General features: G+C 77.3%; 11 protein-coding genes and 1 pseudogene. 3 read left to right on the top strand and 9 right to left on the bottom strand.

Annotated elements, in window-relative coordinates; genetic code table 11:
• Positions 1 to 337 precede the first annotated feature (337 nt).
• Complete coding sequence (locus ACVWNX_RS29535) at positions 338 to 1300, bottom strand: MerR family transcriptional regulator (RefSeq protein WP_454411236.1); 963 nt, start codon at positions 1298 to 1300, stop codon at positions 338 to 340.
• Positions 1301 to 1600: 300 nt separating this feature from the next.
• Here ACVWNX_RS29535 and ACVWNX_RS29530 point away from each other — a divergent pair, with 300 nt between their 5' ends.
• The gene (locus ACVWNX_RS29530) at positions 1601 to 2233 is read left to right on the top strand and encodes a sigma-70 family RNA polymerase sigma factor (protein WP_454411235.1); all 633 of its coding nucleotides are present in this window, start codon (positions 1601 to 1603) and stop codon (positions 2231 to 2233) included.
• A gap of 107 nt (positions 2234 to 2340) precedes the next feature.
• On the opposite strand, the gene ACVWNX_RS29525 is transcribed toward ACVWNX_RS29530, so the two are convergent.
• From ACVWNX_RS29525 to rpe, 4 genes are all read right to left on the bottom strand, one after another.
• Positions 2341 to 3714 carry a cryptochrome/photolyase family protein gene (locus ACVWNX_RS29525; protein WP_454411234.1) on the bottom strand — a complete coding sequence of 458 codons (1374 nt, stop codon included), beginning with the start codon at positions 3712 to 3714 and terminating at the stop codon, positions 2341 to 2343.
• 254 nt (positions 3715 to 3968) lie between these two features.
• Positions 3969 to 5465, bottom strand: a complete 1497-nt coding sequence (locus ACVWNX_RS29520; protein ID WP_454414988.1) for an SDR family oxidoreductase — start codon at positions 5463 to 5465, stop codon at positions 3969 to 3971.
• Positions 5466 to 5725: 260 nt separating this feature from the next.
• A complete protein-coding gene (locus ACVWNX_RS29515) occupies positions 5726 to 6772 on the bottom strand; it encodes a sugar-binding transcriptional regulator (RefSeq protein ID WP_454411233.1) in 1047 nt (348 codons plus the stop codon).
• Positions 6773 to 6886: 114 nt separating this feature from the next.
• The gene (rpe, locus tag ACVWNX_RS29510) at positions 6887 to 7573 is read right to left on the bottom strand and encodes a ribulose-phosphate 3-epimerase (protein ID WP_454411232.1); all 687 of its coding nucleotides are present in this window, start codon (positions 7571 to 7573) and stop codon (positions 6887 to 6889) included.
• A gap of 194 nt (positions 7574 to 7767) precedes the next feature.
• On the opposite strand from rpe, the pseudogene ACVWNX_RS29505 reads away from it, so the two are divergent.
• A pseudogene (locus tag ACVWNX_RS29505) lies at positions 7768 to 8434 on the top strand (HD domain-containing protein).
• Between the two features lie 45 nt (positions 8435 to 8479).
• Here ACVWNX_RS29505 and ACVWNX_RS29500 read toward each other — a convergent pair.
• The 3 genes from ACVWNX_RS29500 to fmt all read right to left on the bottom strand — a co-directional run bounded on the left by ACVWNX_RS29500 (position 8480) and on the right by fmt (position 12177).
• Positions 8480 to 9358, bottom strand: a complete 879-nt coding sequence (locus ACVWNX_RS29500; RefSeq protein ID WP_454411231.1) for an alpha/beta fold hydrolase — start codon at positions 9356 to 9358, stop codon at positions 8480 to 8482.
• A 186-nt stretch (positions 9359 to 9544) separates the two neighbouring features.
• The gene (locus ACVWNX_RS29495; protein WP_454411230.1) at positions 9545 to 11005 is read right to left on the bottom strand and encodes an RsmB/NOP family class I SAM-dependent RNA methyltransferase; all 1461 of its coding nucleotides are present in this window, start codon (positions 11003 to 11005) and stop codon (positions 9545 to 9547) included.
• 239 nt (positions 11006 to 11244) lie between these two features.
• Positions 11245 to 12177: a methionyl-tRNA formyltransferase gene (gene fmt, locus ACVWNX_RS29490; protein ID WP_454411229.1), complete on the bottom strand. Its 933-nt coding sequence runs from the start codon at positions 12175 to 12177 to the stop codon at positions 11245 to 11247.
• Positions 12178 to 12433: 256 nt separating this feature from the next.
• Here fmt and ACVWNX_RS29485 point away from each other — a divergent pair, with 256 nt between their 5' ends.
• Positions 12434 to 12967 (top strand): hypothetical protein, encoded by a 534-nt coding sequence (locus ACVWNX_RS29485; RefSeq protein WP_454411228.1) that lies wholly within the window; start codon positions 12434 to 12436, stop codon positions 12965 to 12967.
• Between the two features lie 875 nt (positions 12968 to 13842).
• Here the strand turns inward: ACVWNX_RS29485 and ACVWNX_RS29480 are convergent.
• Positions 13843 to 16005, bottom strand: coding sequence for a primosomal protein N' (locus ACVWNX_RS29480; protein WP_454411227.1), 2163 nt, complete (start codon positions 16003 to 16005; stop codon positions 13843 to 13845).
• Positions 16006 to 16104 lie beyond the last annotated feature (99 nt).

Raw genomic sequence — 16104 nt, 5'->3', positions numbered from 1 at the left:
CCGCCCGGCCACGATCGACGGCACCCGGCCCCACCGGCCGACGCCGTCACTCCACGGTCGGCACCACGCACCGGCCCACGGCCGCCGGTCGACACCACCGGGCCACGGTCGATACCGCCGGGCCGCACCATCCGCCGACACCACCGGACGAAGGTCGACACCACCCCATCGGCCACCGCCCTACCCGCCCCACCAGCACCACCAGCACCACCAGCACCACGATCGCCGATCGCCGGTCGCCGGTCGCCGATGCCGGGCCGCACCACCCGGCTGACCGTCCGCGCCGCCCGGGACCGTCGGGCCACCGGACAGCCGTCCGTCCGGATCGCGCGGACGGTCAGCCGGGCGCGGACGCGCCGTCGAGCAGGCGCAGCGCGCCGGTGAGGCTGGTGGTCCGCATGGCGCCGTCGGGCGGGGGACCCGCCCAGCCGGGGCCCGCCGCGAGGACCGTCGCCCCGCGCCGGGCGCCCCGGACGCCCCAGGCCCGCGCGGCGATGTCGCGGACCAGGGCGCGGTCGGCGGTGGCCCGGGTGTGGGACCACAGCACCACGGCGGACGGGCCCGCGCGGCGGACGGCCGCGACCAGCGCCTCGGCGGGCAGCGCCGCGCCGAACATCCGCACGGGCACCCCGCGTTCCAGGAGCCCCGCGGTGAGCGCCTCCAGCGGCAGGGTGTGCAGTTCCCCCGGGGTGCACGCGAGCAGGACGGGGGCGGTGCCCCGCCGGGTGCCGGGCGGCGGGGCGGCGGGGACCCGGCGCAGTGCGGTGGCGATGTGCCAGGACAGCAGGTGCTCCACTGCCACGTACCGCTCCCCCGACGACTCCCAGGCGCGGCCGACGGCGCGCAGCGCGGGCACCATGACCTCCTCCCAGGCGGTGACCAGGCCGTGGTCGGCGAGCGCGGCGGAGAGCCGGGCGTCGACGGCGGGGGCGTCGAGGCGGGCGGCGGCCCGGGCGAGGCCCCGGTGCCCCGGAGGGCCGGACGCGACGGGCGGCGCGCCCGGGTCCCCCGCCTCCGGTGACCGTTGCGGGCCGTCCGGGAGCACCGTGGCCAGGGCGGCCCGGGCCGCCTCGGCGGGCGGGACCCCGGAGGCGGTGAGACGGCACATGGCGTCGAGGACGGCGATGTCGTCCGGGGTCCAGCGGCGGTGGCGTCCGTCGCCCTCGTGGCGGGCCGGTCCGATGCCGTAGCGGCGGTCCCAGGAGCGCAGGGTCGTCGGCGCCACACCGAGTCTGCGGGCCACGGCACCGGTGCTGAGCGCGGCGGGCCGGGGGGCGGACGGGCTCGGACGTTCGGCCATGCGCCCACCCTAGCCAGGTCCGCCACCGCGTACCGACGGACGAAACGACGCACGAACGACGCGCGTTGCGGACGGCGAAGAGGGGGCGTCAGGGTCGTTACCGACGGTTTCGTCCACGACGTGACGGTCCGTCGGCCCGCGTCGGACCGGGCCCGCGCCCGCCTCGCGTCCACCCGTCCCCGTCCCGTTCCCCCTGACGATCCGACGCCACCCCGGTCCCGTTGCCCCGGTCCCGTTGCCCCGCTGCCCGTGTCCCCGCACCTCCCCCTCCGCCTCCCTCTCCGTCCCGAGGAGTCCACCGTGGTGACCACCGACGCACCGGTCGCGCCGGTCCCGTCCGACCGACGGGCACCGGCCGGGGAGGACGACGGAGGGCCCCACGGGGAAGGCGAACTGTCGGCGGCCCTGGTCCGGGGCGACCCTGACGCCCTGGCCGTCGTCTACCGGCGGTGGGGGCCCCTGGTGCAGGCCCTCGCGGCCCGCGCGCTGGGCGACGCCAGGGAGGCGGAGGACGTCACCCAGCAGGTGTTCCTCGCCGTCTGGCGGGGCCGGGCGGGGTACCGTCCGGCGCGCGGCCCCCTGGGGGCCTGGATCGTGGGCATCACCCGCCGCAAGACCGCCGACGCGCTGTCCGCGCGGACCCGCCGGGGCACCCTGGTCGCCGCGGCGGCGGCACTGGCGGAGGAGCGTCCCGTCCCCCGCGGGCATCCGGAGGAGGCCCTGGACCGGGTCCTGGTGGCCCGGGCCCTGGACGGGCTGACCCCGGTCCAGCGGGACCTGCTGTGCCTGGCGTTCTACGAGGACCTGACGCAGACCCAGATCGCCCGGCGCACCGGACTGCCGCTCGGCACGGTCAAGAGCCACGTCCGCCGGGGACTGCACGGGCTGCGCCGCCGTCTGGACCCGGAACCCGCCGGGGACGCCGTGCCCTGAGCCCGGGCGGCCGGGGCTGGTGCCGGTGCCGGTGCCGGACCGTACGGCCCGGGGCGGGGGCGGGCGGACCGTACGGCCCGGGGCGGGACCGCCGGGCCACGGACGGTTCACTCCCGTTCCCGGGCCCGGTGGAACCGGTCGGTCGCCTCGGAGAGTTCCACGATCGGCCCGGGGTAGTCGTACCGCGCCCGCTCCGGTCCGGAGAGCTTCCAGGGCTCGTGGACGCGCGCCCCCGCCAGCCCCGCCAGTTCGGGCACCCATCGCCGTACGTAGTCGCCGTCCGGGTCGTAGCGCCTGCCCTGGCGCACCGGGTTGAGGACCCGGTTGGGACGGGTGTCGGTGCCGGTCCCGGCCGCCCACTGCCAGTTGAGCTGGTTGTTCGCGACGTCCCCGTCGACCAGCAGGTCCAGGAAGTGCCGGGCGCCGATGCGCCAGTCCAGGTACAGGGTCTTGGTGAGGAAGCTCGCCGCGAGCAGCCGTCCCCGGTTGTGCGTCCACCCCTCGTACCGCAGTTGGCGCATCGCCGCGTCCACCACCGGGTAGCCGGTGCGGCCCTCGCGCCAGGCGTCGGCGTCCCGGTCGGCCGCCGCCCCGGTGCGCCACCGGTCGTGCCGGGGGCGGTAGTCGGCGGTCGAGGCGTCCGGGCGGGCGGCGAGGACCTGGTGGTGGAAGTCGCGCCAGCACAGCTGGCGGACGAAGGCGTCGGCGCCGGGTCCCCCGGCCGCCCGGGCCCGGTGGACGAGTCCGGCGGCGGAGAGGGTCCCGAAGTGCAGGTGCGGGGAGAGCCGTGAGGTGACGTCACCGGCCAGGTCGTCGTGTCCGTCCTCGTAGGTGTCCAGCCGTCGCCGCAGCCAGCGCCCGGCCCGGGCCCGGCCCTCGGTCTCGCCTCCCCGGGCGAGCCCCGGGGAGGTGCCCGCCACCCGGGACCGTTCGGGCAGGGGCTCCGAGCCGACGCCCCCGGGCACCGGGACCCGGCGCGGCGCGGCGAGCGGTGTGCGCGGGCTCTCGGCGCTCCAGCGGCGGAGGTAGGGCGTGAAGACGGCGTAGTGGTCCGAGCCCTGGGGGGTGACGGCGCCGGGCGCCAGCACGGTGGTCACCGCGTCGTGCGCGGTGAGCCGTCCTCCCGCCTCGCCTACGGCCGCCGCGAGCCGCCGTTCGCGGCGGGCCGCGTAGCCGCTGGCCCCCGCCGCGAGGTGCACCTCACGGGCGCCCGACTCGGCCATGACCGCGCGCACGACGTCCACCGGGTCGCCGGAGCGCACCACCAGCCGTCCGCCGCGCTCCCGCAGTCCGGCGTCGAGGTCCCGGAGGCAGTCCGCGAGGAAGGCCAGCCGGTTGGGGACGGCGAACCCGGCCTCCGCGACGTCCGGGTCCCGGACGAACAGCGGGACCACCTCGTCGGCGCCGTCGAGCGCGGCGCGCAGCGGCGGGTGGTCGCGCAGCCGCAGGTCGGAGGTGTACAGGACGACGGAGACGGTCATGGCGGCACTCCTCGGCCGGGGTGGGGCGGGCACGTCCCCTCTTCGGGGCCGGGGCGCCCGTCGGATGCGTTCGGGCGGAGCGTCCGCCGGGCGCGGTCAGGTCCGGGACGTCCGCCGGGCGCGGGTCCGGTCCGGGACGTCCGCCGGACACGACCCGGGACCGGAAGCACCCGTCGGAACGGGCCGGGCCGGGACGTCCCGACGCGCCCGCGCGCGGCCCGGACCGCCCGGGCGAACGCGCCACGGGTGACCGTCTACCCGGTGGCGGGCCCCTCGTCCCGGTCGCGCTCGGCCGTCCGGGCGATGTTGCGGACCATTCCGCCGAAGACCACGGCGTGGAACGGCGAGACGCTCCACCAGTAGAGGTGTCCCAGCAGTCCGCGCGGATGGAACAGGGCCCGCTGGCGGTAGCGGGCGCGGCCGTCCCCGGCGGGGTCGGCGGTCAGCTCCAGCCAGGCGAGTCCGGGCAGCCGCATCTCGGCGCGCAGCCGCAGCAGCCGTCCCGGCTCGATCTCCTCGACCCGCCAGAAGTCCAGTGAGTCCCCGGCACGCAGCCGGGTCGCGTCCCGGCGCCCCCGGCTGAGCCCCACCCCGCCGATCAGCCGGTCCAGCCAGCCCCGCACCGCCCAGGCCAGGGGGAAGGAGTACCAGCCGTTCTCGCCGCCGATGCCCTCGATGACCCGCCACAGGGCGTCGGGCGGGGCGTCGACCACCGCCTCCCGGCGGTCCGCGTAGAGGCTGCCGCCCGCCCAGTCGGGGTCGGTGGGCAGCGGGTCGCTGGGGGCGCCGGGGGGCGCGGCGGAGGACCACCGGGTGGCGACGTTGGCCTCCCGGACCCGGCGCAGGGCGAGGGCGAGCGCGGTGTCGAAGGGCAGCGGATGGCCGGGCGGGTCGGGCACGTAGCGGGTGATGTCGTGGTCGCGCTGGACGACCTCGTGGCGCAGCGACTCGGCGAGCGGCCGGGCGAGGGCCCGGGGCACCGGGGTGACCAGTCCGATCCAGTGGCTGGACAGGCCGGGCGAGAGCATCGGGACGGGGAGGATCAGCCGGTGCGGAAGACCGGCGACGGCCGCGTAGCGGGTCATCATCTCGCGGTAGGTCATGATGTCGGGCCCGCCGATGTCGAAGGCGCGGTTGACGTCGTCGGGCATCGCGGCGGCCCCCACCAGGTAGCGCAGCACGTCGCGGACGGCGATCGGCTGGACGCGGGTGGCGACCCAGCTGGGGGTGACCATGACGGGGAGTCGTTCGGTGAGGTAGCGCAGCATCTCGAAGGAGGCGGAGCCGGAGCCGATGACGACGGCGGCCCGGAGCACCGTGGTGGGGACGCCGGAGGCCAGCAGGACCCGGCCGACCTCGGCGCGGGAGCGCAGGTGCGGGGAGAGCTCCCGTTCGGGCACCCCGGCCGGGGTGAGGCCGCCGAGGTAGACGATCCGGCGGACGCCCGCGGCGCGGGCCCGTTCGCCGAAGACGCGGGCGGCCTCGCGGTCGACGCGCTCGAAGCGGGGGCCGCCGCCCATCGCGTGGACCAGGTAGTAGGCCACGTCCACGTCCCGGAGCGCGGCGGCCACGGAGTCGGCGTCGGTGACGTCCATCCGGGCGGTCTCCACGCGGTCGGCCCACGGGTGGTCGCGCAGCACGCGCGGATCACGGGCCGCGCAGCGCACCCGGTACCCGGCGGTGAGCAGTTCGGGCACCAGACGGCCGCCGATGTACCCGCTGGCCCCCGTGACCAGGCACCGTTCCACGATCGCGCCCTCCGCTCGCCCGGGACGCGGGGCCGACGGGCCCGGCGTCCGGCGCGCACCGCGCCCGGGCGCGCCCCCACCAGCCCATCACACCCCGCCCCGGCTCACCCGCCGACCACCGCGCGGGACGGCCGGACGGCCGGGAACGGCGTCCCACCGCTCACCCGTCCGCCCCGCCCGCGCCGGAACGGAGCGGACGGGGCGGACGGGGAAGACGGGTCGGACGGGGAAGGAGGAGGAGCGGGACGGTACCGGTCCCGGGACTACGCCCCGTCCGGGTCCTTCCGCTCCAGCGCGGGCGACGGGAGCTCCCCCGCCGACGCCATCAGGACGTCGGCCGCCGCCGTGTCGGTCACCAGGCTGGTGACGAGTCCGGAGCGCAGCACCGCGTCGATCGCCGCGGCCTTCCGGCGGCCTCCGGCGATGGCGATGACCTCCGGGATGCGCCGCAGCCGGTCGGCCTCGACCGTGATGCAGCGCTCCCCCAGGTCCCGGCCGACCCGCCGCCCGTCCGAGTCGAACAGGTGCGCGGACATCTCGGCGGCGACCCCCAGCGAGGCGTAGTGCGCGCGCTCCTCGTCGGTGAGCATGTCGTGCACGGTGGAGATGCCCGGCTCCCAGGAGCCGATGGAGACGCAGGCGACCGTCACCTTGTCGAAGTACTCGAACGCGCGGGCGATCCCGGTCTGGTGCCGCAGCGCCGTCGCGGTGGCCGCGTCCGGCAGCAGCATCGGCGCGTAGATGGGGTGCGCGTCGCCCCCGGAGACCTGGGCGGCCCGGCGGACCGCCTCGACGGACCCCCGCTCGGCGGTCCCCGCGTCGTAGACCCCGGTCAGCTGGACGACCGTGCACTGCGGCAGCCGGTCGAGCGCGGCGGCCATGTGGATGGTCGAGCGCCCCCACGCCAGACCGAGGACGTCCCCCTCGGTGACCAGCTCGCCGAGCAGGTCGGCGGCGACCTCACCGAGGTTCTCCGGGTCCGGGGACTCCTCCGCCTCGGCGGGCGCCTCGACGACGACGGCGTGCCGCAGACCGTAGCGGGCGCGCAGCGCGTCGGAGCGCTCCGCGTCCAGTTCGGCGGGCACCCGGATCTCGATCCGTACGAGATCCCGTTCGAGGGCGGTCTCCAGGACCCGCGCCACCTTGAAGCGGCTCACGCCGAACTCCTCGGCGATCTGGATCTTGGACTTGCCCTCCAGGTAGAAGCGGCGGGCCATGGCGGCGGCCTGCACCAGCTCAGCGGGTCCCATCCGCATGGCCGAGCGGCCCGCCGAGAAGCCAGTCAAGGCGATCTCCTCACTGCTGTTCACTTCTTTCACGACCTGGTCCGCTCGCGACGAGGGGGCCCAGGGGGTCGCCGTTCATCCTCGCAGATCCGCTCCGGCCGATCAGCTTGGATGAAACGCCGTTCATCTGCCAGTGGCTCAGTGCGCGCATCCCCGGCCGCCGCCGGCGACGGCCGACTCCGCCAGGGCGCGCAGTCCGCGTACGGCCTCCGCCGGGTCGTCGGCACCGTAGACGGCGGAGCCCGCCACGAACACGTCCGCCCCGGCCTCCGCGCAGCGCTCGATGGTGGCGGCCGAGACCCCGCCGTCGATCTGGAGCCACAGTTCGAGACCGTGCTTGGAGATCAGCTCACGGGTGCGGCGGATCTTGGGGAGGACGACGTCGAGGAACGCCTGCCCGCCGAACCCGGGCTCCACCGTCATGATCAGCAGCATGTCGAGCTCCGGCAGGAGGTCCTCGTAGGGCTCGACGGGGGTGGCCGGTTTCAGGGCCATCGAGGCGCGGGCGCCCTTGGCCCGGATCTCACGGGCGAGCCGGACCGGGGCCGCGGCCGCCTCCGCGTGGAAGGTGACGGAGCCCGCGCCCGCCTCGACGTACTGGGGTGCCCAGCGGTCGGGGTCCTCGATCATGAGGTGGCAGTCGAGCGGGATGTCCGTGGCGCGCGCCAGGGACTCCACGACGGGCACGCCCAGGGTGAGGTTCGGGACGAAGTGGTTGTCCATGACGTCGACGTGGAGCCAGTCGGCGCCGTCCACCGCACGGGCCTCTTCGGCGAGGCGGGCGAAGTCTGCGGAGAGAATACTGGGATTGATCTGCACGGCCATGGTCCAAGACTGCCATGCCGGACGGCGGTTGCCCGCCCCGGTCCCGTCCTGGTCCCGCCCCGGTCCGCTCCGGCCCGCCCGGACGCGGTCCCCGGGACGGGCCCTCCGGCGCCCGGCCCGGCACCCGGACCGGCACCCGGGCCGCCCGGACCCCCCGGACCGGCCGAAACGTCCCCTCCCAGGGAGCGCACGCCATGACGCACACGAGGGACCAGCACGACTCCCCCACCGAGGTCGCCGGGGTGTCCGTCCCGGACACGGAGGTCGCGGTGGCCGCGACCGAGTTCGTCCGGGACACCACGGACGGACTGATCTACCACCACTCCCGCCGGGTGTACTTCTTCGGCGCCCTCCAGGGCGCCCGCCGGGGGCTGGGCTTCGACCCCGAACTGCTCTACGTGGCGGCGATGTTCCACGACGTCGGGCTGGGCGGGCCGTACCGGTCCAGCGGGCGCCGCTTCGAGGTGGACGGCGCCGACGCGGCCCGTGGCTTCCTGCGCGGGTACGGACTGCCGGAGGACAGCGTGCGCCGCGTCTGGACGGCTATCGCCCTGCACACCACCCCGGGCATCCCGGCGCACATGGAACCGGAGGTGGCGCTGGTGACGGCGGGGGTCGAGTACGACGTCCTGGGCATCGGCTACCACGACCTCCCGGCGACGGCCCGCGACGCGGTGACCGCCGCGCATCCGCGCCCCGGCTTCAAGGGGGGAGATCCTCCGGGCGTTCGCCGAGGGCGTCGCCCCGCGCCCGGAGACCACCTTCGGCAACGTCAAGGCGGACGTGCTGCGCCACTTCGTCCCCGGTTTCGTCCCCGGGGACTTCGTGACGACGATCCGCGAGTCCCCCTGGCCGGAGTGAGCGACCGGGGCGGGCGACCGGGCGGGGCCCCACCGGCCGCCGGGTTCACCGCGCGGCCGCCACCGTGTGCTCCAGGATCGCGGCGGCGAGCGGGGCGTGCACGGCGGGCGGCAGCGCGTGTCCCATGCCGGGCACCTCGACGACCCGGGCGCCCCGGACCGCCTGCGCGAGGTGCTGGGCGTGCGGCGGCGGGAAGACGGGTTCGCCCGGGGCGGCGACGACGAGCGCCGGCACCTCGGTACGGGCCAGCTCCTCCGTGCGGACCATGCCGGAGTAGTCGGCCCGGGCGTGCGCGGTGGGGGGCGTGTGGTGCCCGGTGTGCTCGATGATCCTCCGCTCCAGATCACGGGCGAACGCCTCGTCGAAGGGCAGCAGCCCGCCGCCGAGCAGCCGCCAGTGCTCGATCCGGCGCTCCAGCTCCGCCCCCGGCCCCTCGTCCGCCACGGGCCGGGACCACACCTCCAGGATCCCGGGGTCGATGCCGGGCAGTTCCCCGGGGGGCGTCAGGGTGCCGTCGGGGTGGGCGTAGGGCCGCTCGCTGAGCGCGTTGACGCCGATCAGGGTGGCGCTGAGCACCCGGTCGGGGTGGTCGGCCACGAGCAGTTGGGTGAGCATCCCGCCCAGGGACATGCCCACGACGTGCGCCCGGTCGATCCCGAGCCCGTCGAGCACCCGGACGGCGTCCTCGGCCAGCTCGGTGAGCGGATACGGGTCGTCGTCGAACGACCAGGTGGAGCGGCCGGTGTCCCGGTGGTCGTAGCGGATCACCCGGTGGTGGGCGGCGAGCCGCTCCACCAGCCCGTCCGGCCAGCCGAGCCCGGCTGCCCCGGCTCCCATGACCAGCAGCAGGGCGGGCGCGTCGGCGGGTCCGTCCTGACGCGTCCACAGCCGGACCCCGGGCACCACGTCGACGAAGCGTTCCATCGTCTGTTTTCCCTTCCCCTGTTCAACGAGACGAGACGTACCGTATCGCATGAACGCGCGGCTGTCTCCCCGGAAAGCGTCCGGCCCGGAAGGACCAGGGAGGGGGGACGCGCCCGGATACGCCGCAGGGGCCCACCGGAACGGACGGTGGACCCCTGGTGAACCCGGCGGGAGACGCGGAGGGCGTCAGCCGGTGCGGCGGATCAGCGCCAGGTACATGGCGTCGGTGCCGTGCAGATGCGGCCAGAGCTGGACGTCCGGCCCCTCCCCCAGCACCGGGACGCCCGGCAGCAGCGGGCGGGCGTCGATCAGCTCGGCCGACGGGACCTCTCCGGACCCCCCGGAACCGCGCAGCACGTCGTCCACCACCGCCCGGGTCTCCGCGAGGTGCGGCGAGCAGGTCGCGTACCCCACCACCCCGCCCACCCGCACCGACTCCAGCGCCCGCTCCAGCAACGCGCGCTGGAGGGGCGCGAAGCCCGCGAGGTCCTCCGGACGACGGCGCCAGCGGGCCTCCGGACGGCGGCGCAGGGCACCGAGTCCGGTGCAGGGCACGTCCACCAGCACCCGGTCGAAGCTGCCGGGCCGCCACGGCGGACGGGTCCCGTCGGCGGTCACGACCTGGTACGGCCCCGGGTTCCCGGCCAGCGCGCGGGCCACCAGCCCGGCGCGGTGCGGCTGCTTCTCGGCGGCGAGGAGCACGGCGCCCCGCCCGGCGGCCAGCCCGGCCAGCAGGGCGGCCTTGCCGCCGGGTCCGGCGCAGCCGTCCAGCCACCGCCGGTCGGGCCCGTCGAGCGGGGCGTTCGCCAGGGCGAGCGCGACCAGCTGGCTGCCCTCGTCCTGCACCCCGGCCCGGCCCTCGCGGACGGCGTCCAGGGCGCCGGGCTCCCCGCCCTCCGTGAGCCGCACGGCGTACGGCGACCAGCGGCCCTCCACCGCGCCCTGGGCGGCCAGCCCCTCGCGCAGCTCCCCGGCGGACATCCGGCCGGGCCGGGCGACCAGCGTCACCTCGGGACGCTCGTTGTCGGCCTCCAGCAGTTCCTCGATCCCGGCCCGCCCGCCGCCCAGGGAGTCCCAGAGCGCCGAGACCACCCAGCGCGGGTGGGAGTGGACCACGGCCAGGTGGTCCTCGGGGTCCTCGTCGTAGGACGGGGCCACGCGCTCCAGCCAGCCGTCCAGGTCGTGCTGGGCCACCTTGCGGAGCACCGCGTTGACGAACTTCGCCCGGCCGTCGCCGAGCACCACCCGGGCCAGCTCCACCGACGCGGAGACCGCCGCGTGGGTGGGGATGCGGGTGCCGAGGAGCTGGTGGGCGCCGAGGCTGAGCACGTCCAGCACCGGCGGGTCGACCTCGCGCAGCGGCCGGTCCACACAGGCCGAGATCACCGCGTCGTAGGTGCCCTGACGGCGGAGGGTGCCGTAGACCAGCTCGGTGGCGAACGCCGCGTCCCGGTCGTCGAAGCCGCCCTGCTCCCTGGCCTTGCGCAGCAGGGGCGGCAGCACGAGGTTGGCGTACGCGTCGCGTTCGTCCACGGCCCGCAGGGCGTCGAAGGCGAGGACGCGCACGGGGTCCTTCTCCGGCCGCCGGTAGGGCTTGCCGGGACGCCGGGAGGGGGACTGCGTCGGCCTGCGCCGCTGATCGTTCACGAAAAGGTGCTCCGGAGAAAGGGGGACGAACAGGAAGGAGAGCGGAAGACGGGAGAAACCGGAAGGGCGGGAAGGGGGAAGAGGAGGGAGACGGGGGCGGGAGGGCCCTGGAAGGACCCGGAGGGAGCGGGACGGGCGCCCGGGGACCACGGGCACGGGGTCCGGCGCGGCACCGGCCGGCACCGGCCCCGTCCAGCGTACGTCCCGTGGCGGACGCCCACCCCCGGCGGCCGGGGCGGTCAGCCGTCGAGCCGCTCCCCCGCCGCGATCCGGACGCCCCGGGCCCAGTCGGCGGCCCGCATCGGCTTCTTGCCCTGGGCCTGGACCCACAGCAGTTCCACCGCGTGCGAGCCGCTGCCGACGTGCACGCTGTTCTTGCCGACGGCCAGCTCACCGGGGGCGAGGTCGGTGCGGTCGGCCGCCGGGGCGGCCTGGACGAGCTTCAGCCGCTCGCCCCGGAAGACGGTCCACGCGCCGGGCGCGGGGGTGCAGCCGCGCACCACCCGGTCCACCCGCAGGGCGGGGGCCGTCCAGTCGATCCGGGCGTCCTCCACGGTGATCTTCGGGGCGAGGGTGACGCCGTCGGCGGGCTGCGGCACCGCCTTGAGCGCCCCGTCCTCGATGCCGTCCATGGTGGCGGCGAGCAGTCCGGCGCCCGCGAAGGCGAGCCGGGTGAGCAGATCGCCGCTGGTGTCGGTGGGCCGCACCAGCTCGGTGACCGTGCCGAACACCGGCCCGGAGTCCAGGCCCCGCTCGATCAGGAAGGTCGAGGCGCCGGTGATCTCGTCGCCCGCCATCACCGCGTGCTGGACGGGCGCCGCGCCGCGCCAGGCGGGCAGCAGCGAGAAGTGGAGGTTGACCCAGCCGTGGACCGGGACGTCCAGGGCGACCTGGGGCAGCAGGGCGCCGTAGGCGACGACCGGGCAGCAGTCCGGGGCGATCTCCCGCAGCCGTGCCAGGAAGTCCTCGTCCCGGGGCCGGGCGGGCTTCAGCACCTCGATCCCGGCTTCCTCGGCGCGCTCGGCGACGGGGCTGGCGATCAGTCTGCGGCCCCGTCCGGCGGGGGCGTCGGGCCGGGTGACAACGGCGGCGACCTCGTGCCGGTCGGAGGCGATCAGGGCGTCAAGGGCGGGGACGGCGACCTCGGGGGTGCCTGCGAAGACGAGCTTCATCAGTGGCTGTCGGCCTCTCGGGCGGGGGCTTCGCGTACACGACGCGCGCTCGGTGAGCAGCGCACCAGTCTATGGGGGACGGGGCCGGGGCACGCCGGGGGCGTACGTCGTGGTGTGCGCCCCGCCCCGTATGTCGTGCGCCCCGGCACCGTGACCACTCCTGGTGTGGCGCGTTGGTCAAGACAGCGTTGACCGCCGGGCCGTCCACACGGCCCGGCGCACCCCCATTCCACCGCCGGTTCGAGAGGCTTGTCTGATGGCCGACCACGCAACCCACGACGCACAGGCACGGGCCAGTCTGCACCTGCTGGTGCGGGACATCGAGCGGGTCCGCCGACAGGTGGACGCCCTGCGTACGCTCACCGCCCAACTGGGCAACGTCTACCGTCCCCGCCGATCGGGCCCGTCCACGGGCTTCGTCGTCTACGGGCGCGCCCCCGCGCCCACCGTCCGTCTCGCCCAGGAGCTGCGGGACAGCGTGGAGACCCTGGTCACCGCCGCCGTGGACTTCGACCGGTCGCTGGGGTTCTCCTGGGACGCGGTGGGCTCCGCCCTCGGTGTCACCAAGCAGGCCGTGCACCGTCGTTACGGCGCGCGGCGGGCCGCCGCGCAGGCCGCCGCAGAGGCCGAGCGCGGCCAGGAGGCGGCGACCGCCCGCCCGGTCGGGGTGGCGGGCCCGCTGCCCGCCGTCCCGGCGGCCCGGACCATGCCGACCCAGCCGGTGGGCGGCGGCCCGGCCCTGCGCGACGACCCCCGGCCCCCCGCGTTCCCGGGCCCCCGCAACGGCTGATCCGCCCCCGCCCGGCCGTCCCGTCACCACGCGACCCCGCGTCGGAGGACGGGCGACCCGACCGCCCCGGGGCGCCGACCCCCACCCCCGGCCGCCTCCGGGGCAGAAGCACCACGACGAGACCTCCGGCATCCGGGCCGTCGCGCGGCACACCGCGCGACGGCCCGTCGCCGTGTCCGCGCTTCCGGCCCCACGGCCCGCGTCCCCCGTGCCCCTGTCCGCCGACGAGCCGGGCAGGGCACGGCATCGGAGCGGCGCGCCCCGGGCCGGGCCCCCACGACCGGCTTCCCGACCGGACGTCAGAAGATCTGCTGGCCCACCCGAGTCCGGAGGGAAAGCCGGAGAACGGCACGGGCGCCCGGGCGCCACACCACGGCACCGGCGGGCACACCGGAAGCCCGGAAGCCAGGGCGGCCACCCACACAGCACCCGCGAGCCACGGGGAGCCCGGGCCCGCCGGAACCGCAGGGACCGCCGGAAGACCGGCGGGGAAAGCCGGAAGAACGGCGCGGACGCCCGGACGGCACGGCACCGACGGCCCGCCGGAAGGCCGGAAGGCCGGAAGGCCGGAAGGCCGGAAGGCCGGAAGGCCGGAAGGCCGGAAGGCCGGAAGCAGGGTGGGCACCGCACCGGCGAACCCGCCGGAGGGCCAGGGTGGGCACCCCGCAGGGCACTACGCCCGCAGCCCGCCCGAAGAGAAGGGGCGACCCTGGAAAGCCGGGCCCAGCGGGGCCAGCCGAGGCCCAACGGGGCCCGGTCCCCGGCAGGGCTCGGCCCCCGGCCCCGGCGCCCCGCGCCGTCCGGGCGCCCCCGCCGTCCGGGCGCCCCGCGCCGCCGCCAGCGCCCAGCCGGGGCCAGCCGGGGCCCGGAGGGGCTCAGCCGATGTCCGGCGGGTCCACCCGGACCCGCACCCCGCCCCCGGCGCCCCGCGCCGTCCGGGCGGCCTGCGCCGTCTTCAGCGCCGCCGCCAGCGCCGCCCCCCGGCCGGGAGGCACCCTCAGCAGCGCGCGCTCCCAGGGCTCCCCGGCGGGCGCCACCGCCCCGGGCGGACCCGGGGGGCGCCCGCCGGGCGCGGCCATCGGCACCGGTCCGAGCAGCACCGCCTCGGCGGGCAGCTCCACCGCCGCCAGGAAGGCGGCGACCTCCTCCACCGGACCGGCCACCGACGCCATCCGGGACACCGGGGGGAACCCCAGCTCGGCCCGTTCCGCCAGCTCCCGCACCGCGTGGCCGACCGGATCCCACCGGACCAGCGCCTGCACCGGCCGCAGGGAGGGCTCCGCGACCACCACCACCGTGCCGCCCGCGCCCTGGTCCCGGACCAGCGCGCTCGCCCCGAGCCAGTGCCGCAGCGCCTCCTCGCCCGCCCGCAGATCGGGCCGGGAGAGCATCGCCCAGCCGTCCAGCAGCAGCGCCGCCGCGTAGCCGCCCTCGGCCACCGGCTCCGCCCCGGGGGTGCTGACCACCAGCGCCGGGGCGTCCGGGACGGTGTCCAGGACCTGTTCCCGGCCGGAGGTCCGCACCGGGACGGCCGGGAACGCCCGGCCCAGCTCCTCGGCGGTGCGCCGGGCGCCCACCACCCGGGCGCGCAGCCGGAACCCGCCGCACTCCGGACAGTGCCAGCCGTTCTCCTCCCGGCCGCACCAGGCGCAGCCGAGCGGGCCGTCCTCCCGGGCGGCCAGCGGACCCGCGCAGTGGCGGCAGCGCGCGGGCGTCCGGCAGCGTTCGCAGGAGAGCCTCGGGACGTAGCCCCGGCGCGGCACCTGGACCAGGACCGGGCCCCGGGCCAGCCCCTCCCGGGCCACCCGCCAGGCCAGCGAGGGCAGCCGGGCGGCGCGGGCCGCCCCGTCCCGGGCCAGCTCCGCGTCCCCGACGGTCCGCACCAGCGGCGCGGCGGCCCGCACCCGGTCCCGGTCGGCCGTCAGGGGACGGGCCCAGCCCGTCTCGACGAGCTGGGCGGCCTCCACCGTGCAGCCGAGGTCCCCGAGGAGGAATCCGCACCCTTCGTGGGCGGCGCGCAGCAGCAGCACCTCGCGGGCGTGCGGCTGGGGCGCGTGCTGTTCGGCGTGGCTGGAGTCGCCGTCGTCCCAGAGGACGACCAGCCCCAGGTCACGGACCGGGGCGAACATCGCGGCCCGGGTGCCGACAACGGCCCGGACCGATCCCCGGCTGACCGCCAGCCACTGTCCGTACCGCTTCTCCGGCCCGGCCTCGGCGGTGAGCACCGCGTGCCGTCCGGGGCCGAGCAGGGCCGTCAGGGCGGCGTCCACCCGGGCGACGACCCGGCCGTCGGGGACCACGACGAGGGCGCCCCGGCCGGAGGCGAGGGCGGCGGCGACGGCGCGGGCGATCTCCTCCGCCCAGCCGGGGCCCGGCAGGGCGGTCCAGACCGCGCGGGGGGAGCCGCCGCCCGCGAGGGCGGCGAGGAAGGCGGGGCCCTGCCGGTACCGCTCCCAGGAGCCGGGGTCCGGGGCGGGCGGCGGGGGCAGCGGATCGGGCGAGGGGCGGCGTTCGGCACGGGCGCTGCGCGGGGGGACGGCCAGTTGCAGGACGTCCGCGAGGCTGCCCGCGTAGCGGTCGGCCACGGCGCGGGCGAGGGCCAGCAGCTCCGGTCCGAGGACCGGTTCCGGGGAGACGACCTGGGCGAGGGCGGCGAGGGGGCCGGGGTAGTCGGACTCGGCGATCCGGTCGACGAGGAAGCCGTCGACCAGCCCGCCGCCCTCGCGGCGGCCGTCGCGGACCTGGCCCCGGCCCGCGCCGAAGCGGACCCGGACCCGGACGCCGGGCCGGGCGTCGGCGTCGAGGTCCTCGGGGACGGCGTAGTCGAAGTAGCGGTCGAGGTGGAGCACGCCCTTGTCGACCAGGACCCGGGCCACCGGGAGGTGGGGAGCGAGGGCGGCGCCCCGCCAGGTGCGGGGCTTGGCGCGGGGGACGGCGGCCTTGCGGAGGGTGTCGCGGATCAGGGCGAGCTGCTCGGGCGGGGCGGGCTCGTCCCGGTCCGCGCCGCCGTCGGTCGCCCCGTGGTGTCCGCTGCTCACACCCGCATTCCTACCAGACCCCACTGACAGCGGCGCCCGGCCCACGGGGCCGCCCGGACGGGGCGGCGGGACGACGACGGGGGCCGGTCACCGCGCTCG

Source organism: Streptomyces sp. JNUCC 64 (genome assembly GCF_054484115.1).
Note: the sequence above shows the minus strand (reverse complement) of the source record. Positions and strands in the feature narration are given on the sequence as shown.

Excerpts from the sequence above, each read along its gene's own strand:
- ACVWNX_RS29500 (WP_454411231.1), bottom strand. The coding sequence starts at position 9,358 with ATGGAACGCTTCGTCGACGTGGTGCCCGGGGTCCGGCTGTGGACGCGT.
- fmt (WP_454411229.1), bottom strand. The coding sequence starts at position 12,177 with ATGAAGCTCGTCTTCGCAGGCACCCCCGAGGTCGCCGTCCCCGCCCTT.
- ACVWNX_RS29535 (WP_454411236.1), bottom strand. The coding sequence starts at position 1,300 with ATGGCCGAACGTCCGAGCCCGTCCGCCCCCCGGCCCGCCGCGCTCAGC.
- ACVWNX_RS29485 (WP_454411228.1), top strand. The coding sequence starts at position 12,434 with ATGGCCGACCACGCAACCCACGACGCACAGGCACGGGCCAGTCTGCAC.
- rpe (WP_454411232.1), bottom strand. The coding sequence starts at position 7,573 with ATGGCCGTGCAGATCAATCCCAGTATTCTCTCCGCAGACTTCGCCCGC.
- ACVWNX_RS29525 (WP_454411234.1), bottom strand. The coding sequence starts at position 3,714 with ATGACCGTCTCCGTCGTCCTGTACACCTCCGACCTGCGGCTGCGCGAC.